This is a genomic window from Bartonella sp. AA1HLJMS (genome assembly GCF_042197445.1).
GTDB lineage: Bacteria > Pseudomonadota > Alphaproteobacteria > Rhizobiales > Rhizobiaceae > Bartonella.
The window spans coordinates 1-5631 of sequence record NZ_JBHIRW010000059.1; the positions used below are offsets into that span (position 1 = coordinate 1).

Annotated in this window: 3 protein-coding genes and 1 pseudogene; all 4 read right to left on the minus strand. The window is 37.4% G+C overall.

From position 1 onward, the window contains the following. On the minus strand, positions 1–1620 hold a 1620-nt coding region (locus ACFIQE_RS08535), incomplete at its 3' end, for a pertactin-like passenger domain-containing protein (RefSeq protein WP_375707539.1). 285 nt (positions 1621–1905) lie between these two features. Continuing rightward, a pseudogene (locus ACFIQE_RS08540) lies at positions 1906–2135 on the minus strand (hypothetical protein); the annotation flags it as partial. Positions 2136–2460: 325 nt separating this feature from the next. After that, the gene (gene bafA / locus ACFIQE_RS08545) at positions 2461–5025 is read right to left on the minus strand and encodes a BafA family autotransporter (RefSeq protein ID WP_375707540.1); all 2565 of its coding nucleotides are present in this window, start codon (positions 5023–5025) and stop codon (positions 2461–2463) included. A 363-nt stretch (positions 5026–5388) separates the two neighbouring features. Continuing rightward, positions 5389–5631: autotransporter outer membrane beta-barrel domain-containing protein (locus ACFIQE_RS08550; RefSeq protein ID WP_375630597.1), on the minus strand; the 243-nt coding region annotated here is incomplete at its 5' end.

Sequence of the window (5631 nt, forward strand, 5' to 3'; positions counted from 1 at the left end):
AACTGGACGTAAAATCATTTGATCGGCTAAAGATTGAGAAGAGGTTGAAACAGCAGTTTGTTGTTTTTCATCAGAAAAAGGATGAGGACCTGATGGAGGTAACGCTACAAGAGTCTGATTTTCTTGAGAGGGAGATACAGAAACACTAGAGACATTCTGTGCCCCTCTTAAATGACGTGGAGGTCGTGGTTTAGATGGCTGTTTTTTAGTAAGTGAACGAGGACCGGTATTTTTTCCTTCAGAAGAAGCCCCTTGATCAAACTGTGTACCCGTATCAGCAGACAATGCAAGAGGAAACTTCGCTTTCTTATTCACACACTCTACTTCAGAATTAGAACCTTCCGTATCTCCAAAAGCTCTACTTAAATACCAAATTGTAGCACTACCACTAGAATCAGCACATCTTCCTCTCTTCACTAAGCGATACTGATAGGTTCCACCATCAACAGCTGTAATGTCCTTGCCCAAAAGATCTGCCAGAGTAAAATTAGCTCCGCCATTGTGGCTTCTATCGGTAATTAACGGAAGCTCAGTAACCAAACTATTCCTTTGTGAGAGAGGACCTGTAATTTCACGTCCAGAATCTGCAATATTTATTTTGTGATTCCCTGAGCCCTCACCAATCAACAAATAATCACTCGCATCCCACGTAGCGCTAATATTGAATCGAAAATGTAAATCCCCTGAAAGTCTCTCAACATAAAGTGAAATATGACGTGGATCATACGGAATAGAAGAAAAAATAACAGTCCCACTCTGCCCCCCTAAATCTTTAATTTTAATCTGTGGTTTTTCTCCTATCTTCCGTTCACCAACCTCAAATATTATCTCATCCACGCTCTCTTCTATAGGAATTTTTTTCTTAGTTATATGATTTGTCCTATCGCCAGCGAATAAATAAAGTTCTCCGCCACCATTGATCCTTACTTCTCCAACGACTTCTTGTACACCAACATGGAACCACGATTTAGCAAAATCCGTAATTGTTAAAGTATCTACAAATCCCATAGGATATACAACTTGAATAGCTTGATCCTTCAAAGTAGTTTTCACAGACTCCCCTAGTGCTAAGACATGCTGTCTCCCATTCCCAGAAACTTCTGTAAACATTGCTCTCCCCCCTTCCTTTCTTTGCCTCGCATAAATATTTTGTTCTCCATCATTTCCCACTTTCGCATACCAAGCACCTCCCCCATCATACACATTCTGCTGTCCCACTGCTCCACCTCCACCCGTAACTGTGGAATTATATGCACTACTTCGTCTAACCACGCGTGTAAAATCAACATTTGGCTCTTCATGAATAAACTGCTGACCTCCCCAAATTTTGGCGCTCATTGCAATTCCTGCTCGTGTAACTATTTGCATCCCTCCTTTTTTAATAGTGGACCCCACGGAAGTTTTTCCATTCTCAACAAGCTCTACATCACCATATTCAATCGTAATATTATTTTTGAAAAAACTAGCAATCAGTTCTAAATTTTTTTCTTCCTCTTCTCTATTTCCCACATCTGTTGCTCTTGTTAGCACTCTATTCCTACTCTCAACTACACTTGCAGATTGCAAAAGACAACTACTGATCATCAATACTGAAAAACTTAATTTGTATTTATACCGCATTATCCACACTCCACTCTCAATTATTTAGAAAAATATCCCGCGGCTACATAGGTCGCTCGCTTTAGATTGTATCATAATGTGTTTTATTTATGTCTAAATACAATTTTTTAGTGTATTTTTTAATTTAAGCAACTTTAAGTTGTTTATCTATAAGCCACTAAAAAACTCTAACTTAAGGCAGAAAAATTGAATAAAATTCAAAATGTTCACTTAAGTTAAAGGAATAATTTGCATATCTGGAATTATAGATGAAAAAAATGCTCGTGCCCTTTAATGGAGCCCCTCTTCACGTAAAACAAAACGCCATTGGGTTGTACATTCACACACTTGTTTTAAAGAGACATCTCTCAATGCACTCAAGCCCATTTCGCGACGTCATCCATGAATGATATACCGGTAAAGCCATTGAACTCCCAATCTTTACGCTTATGAAGAAGCGAGCCGATATCATCATACACTTTTCCAGCCCTAAAATGTTGCAACGCTACACCCTTTGGTACTTGAGGCAGTTTAATAAGAGGTATTTTTAGTTCTTTCTTGTACAATTTTTATCCACGCAGGCTTGCCTGCTTGTGACGTGCAAGAAAATGGTTTTGATTGATTCAACATAAACAGATTTGGAATCAGAGAATTCTATGATTTTCGCGACTCTCATTCAACATGCATAGAAATGAATTATTATTATAAATTCAGTATGTTACCTTTAAAAGAGAGAGTATAAAGACATTCCTACTGTTTGAGAAAGTCCTTACACTCTCGAGAAGACATAGCCGAGCGTTATCTGTTTAAGCTTGCAAAACAATTACATTTGTAAAGTCAATCAGTCGTGTACACACATATTTAGAAACTATAGCGTAATCCTAAAATACCTTGAAGAGCATTCTTAATCTTATGTCCTTTTAGATAATGTGCTTCCGCATAAAGTGTTAGTTTATCATTGACCGAACCGTTTAAACCAATTCCCAATTTACCCGCACTGCCTGATAAATCTGTAATAAATTTATACTGGTTATTAATTGTCGTATAATTATTATTTATATTCTCACGCAACCAAGCTGCCATAATGTAAGCTGTTAATGAAGTTTCTGAACTCACAAAAAATTCATGTCCTGCAGTCAATCCAACTTCACTGCGGAATGAAGTTAATGGGCTTAGATCACCTATCATTCCATTGGAAAGTTTTATTCTTTTACCTTCAACCTGCAAACCTGTTAGCTTGATATAAGGCTGCATCCAAGTATTCTGTGCCGGTTCAAAATAACAACCAATCTCAAATGATCCACCTATCGCCCACTGATTGTAATGACTTTGAATGGCTAAGCCATTCGTTGATATGGCTTTCAAATTATCTCGGTAATAATTATATTTCAAAACACCATCCATATACCATCCACGATGATCAAAATAAGTTGCGTAAGTTCCAATGCTATAAGAGCTCAGATCACTATCACCACCTCGTGCATGAGAAATACGTACTTGATCATAACTCCCGAAACCACCAACATACAACTCTCCATGCCTTAATTCACTCAACTGATCAGCACCAAAGACTAAACCTGTCTGCCCAAGCTTAAAGTGTGTATGGCCTGTCGCAACACGTTCTCTGCTCTTAATCCCATAAGTCCATAGTTCGATATCCTTCTTATTTCTGTCCCAAATTTTTCTACCATTCCGTATAATTTGCAACTCATTATTAAAAATAAGCCCAGGAACTACGGACAACGTTAACACTGCATCTGTAGAGGGGGTTGTTGATGTTTCTCCAGGAAAAAAAGGATTTGTCGGATCTGGTATAGAAGGTTCTGGTCCACTGAGGCGGTCTGCCGATAAAAACCAAACTTTTCCATTTTCATCCTTTCTTTCTTTCAAATCATACATATAAGTTCCACCATCAATGGCGTTAATTTTTTCACCCTTAAGATCTGTCAGCGTAAAATGCGCTCCACCACTTTGATCCGTAATTAAATCACGCTTATTTGAAAAAGGATCCGTGATTTCAACTCCAGAATCAGCAACACTTATTGTATGTTTCCCAGCGCCTTTCTCAACCAAGAGATAATCACCACGGTTATGGGCAATCGTAGTATTGAACGCGAAATGTAAATTTCCTGAAAGATTATTCACATGAAGCTGAGAATAATATGGATCAGAACCTGTAAACGAAAAAATAACACTCCCTTCACCACTTAATTTTTGTATCAAAGAACTTTTTCCATCAAACTCATCAGTAATAGAGTATAGTTTTGTATCTTTTCCATTTAAAATAATATCTTCTACTGTGGTGCGTTGTTGATCATTCCCAGCATAAAGATGGATCTGCCCAGAATGGTTTACCTGTGTCTTGCCTTCTAATGTTGCTCCAGCATGCACCCATGATTTTGTTTGATCATTCATTGTTAGATTTTTTACAGATCCATCAGTATATATTTCCTGAATAGCACTCTCATTTAAAGTGACTCCAATAGCCTGACCGCCTTTTAAGATACGTTGTTTACCACCACCAAAAACTTCTGTGTGAAATGCAAAACCACCATTTTTTGCACTTTGAGACTTTTGTCCAACTTCTTGGACACCCCCTTGCATAACTTTTGTATTCCAAACTTTTCCGCCATCATATACTTTTTGTTGGCCTAGTGTTTCATCTTGACCATAAATGATAGTATGAGAAGCACTACTGCCTTTAATCTCTCCTCCAATATCCCCCTCCCCGAAAACAAGCTGCTCACCGCCATAAATTTTAGTCCCCTCTACTTTCCCTCCATTTCCAACACTTTGGTGCCCGCCTTCTTTAACAACAGCATTTTTCGAAAAACCTTGTTTTCCCTTTAAAGCCTGAACATTTTCAATTCCACCATGTTCAATTTTACTATTCTCACTGAGTCCTCCTGCATACACATAAAGCTCTGCACCATTCCTTACAGTGTTATTAATGGATCGCCCTGGACTATCAATTTCACCATCATTTGAAATGTATGCTTTACCTTCATTATCAAGGATATAATTTTCTAACATTGCCCCATCTTTAATGGAAATAAGTTCAGGCTTTTTAAGAAATGCAGTATTTTGTTCTTGTGCATTATATCCAGCATTGTCACGATGACTGCTGTCAAGCTCCTGTTGACTCGCAAACACTCTAGCACCCTTATCCATGATAAAATCTCTAGGCTTTTTTAAAAAGTCTAATTCATTGCGCGTTCTTACCATAACATCATTAGAGGCTCCAAGTATGCATCTTGCTGATTTCATATCCTCATTGTATTGATCTTGAAATACTTTATCATTTTCATAACTTGAAGATTGACAAAAAAGTGCTGTTCTCTCCTCATTTGCAGCAGCAGCTTGCACAAAACAGCTGCTCAACATGAGTATCCAAAAATTTCGTTTCCATTTATATTGTAGAGCCATATCCTCCCCCCTTCACGCCTGCATAGACACTGAACGTAATTAGCTCTACAAAACATATTTTCAACCTTAGATTGCAACAATCCTTCTTAAAAATCCTCCTTATCTCATAAAAAACCGTTCTTTACAGTTTTTTAAATACTTTTTTGATCAAGAATATAAGGGCGTTTTTATAGTGCTTCTTTAGCATTTTCTCGGAGTTTTCTTATCAAAGATAAAAAGTAATGCATAATCAAGTATATAAGGGTATACAGTTTATCATGAACAACGAAGCTGCGTGCTCTGAAAAATTGTTCTCTGATGCTGCATTAAAAACTTAAAAAAACTAATCATACATTTAAAGATAACTAAAAAATAACCATATCGTTAGAAACTATAGCGTACACCTAAAATACCCTGAAAGGACTGTTTTGTTTTATGTCCTTTAACATAATGGGCCTCACCATATAACTTTAACTTCTCACTCACAAAACTGCTTAAACCTAATCCTAACTTACCTGCATTGCCCGATAAGTCCGTGGTAAATGGATGACGTTGATTAATTAACGTTTGATTGTCATCTTTATTCTCACGCAACCATGCTGCTGTAATATACGCAAGCGATGAGGA